The organism is Psychrobacter sp. 1U2 (assembly GCF_051847575.1).
Genome location: NZ_JBPYDC010000493.1, coordinates 1 through 1,026, shown reverse-complemented (window position 1 = coordinate 1,026; position 1,026 = coordinate 1). Strand labels below are relative to the sequence as shown.

Genomic DNA, 1,026 nt, shown 5'->3' with positions numbered 1-1,026 from the left:
ACTTGGTCGAGCTCGTTATATGAAGTGTGAGTCACAAATCGTCCGTCAGCTGCAGCTACTGATTTTGGTGCATGAACAGCAGTTATACGACCAAGCTCATCTATCTCATTACGCACCGTAATCTCAAAACCGCCGACATCGACAACAATTTGCCGCAAATGTCCAAAAGATAATTCGTTTTGATCTTCAAAAAAGCTCCATTGTGTAACTACACCAACTGGATTTATTGAGCGTAGCAATCGGCCTTTTGGATCGTAATCGGTAAATAGTTCAACAACGATTGGTTGTGGTTGATCATCGGGCAAGTGTGGCTGAGGGTATTCGATTTTTGAAAGAAGTTTGGTGATTCCCGTGTTGGTGTTTCCCATATACCTATAATGGGTAAGCGTATCGTCATACGATTGAAGTTCGTTTGCATCAGGGTCAGCACTTTCGGTATATCGGGGGTCAGAAATAGTGAGTAGCTGACCAAATTCATCTTCATAAGTCATTTTGACAATGATATCTTGGCTTCGATCTATAGTTGTAGGGAAGTGACCATCAAGGATGTCAGGGAAATTTCCCCATATACCTTGTGTTAGAGTAAAGCTATTAAAATTTGCATAGCCACCACGTCGAGTGATGGTAAGGATTTTTCCGAAGGCTTGGCGCTCTCTCCAAGTCAATGGGTCTGTCGGGATATCTCCATTTGCCGTCAACGGATGATGACGAGTAAAATAATCTCGTCCGAATAGATATTGGGTCAAAACACCTTCAGGACTCAGTGATGAAACGACATTGCCATCTCGATCATAACGGTACTGTTCGACTAGTTTTCGTAGTAGACCATTCTCAATGACACACTGTTCTCGCTGCAATAAATTTCCAAACTTATTATATACGTGACATATAGATTGGCCGTTTCTTTCAATCAGGGTGGTTTTATTGGTTGGTCGCTGTTCTTCTGGATAAACAACATCAAAAGCTTGATCGATGATCTCATACGTAAATTGATATTGACCGCCGCCTTGACGTTGCCGAGTGACA

At 42.2% G+C, this 1,026-nt stretch carries 1 protein-coding gene; it reads right to left on the bottom strand.

Annotated elements, in window-relative coordinates:
* Positions 1-1,026: hypothetical protein (locus ACS8FD_RS16815; protein WP_439276683.1), on the bottom strand; the 1,026-nt coding region annotated here is incomplete at both ends.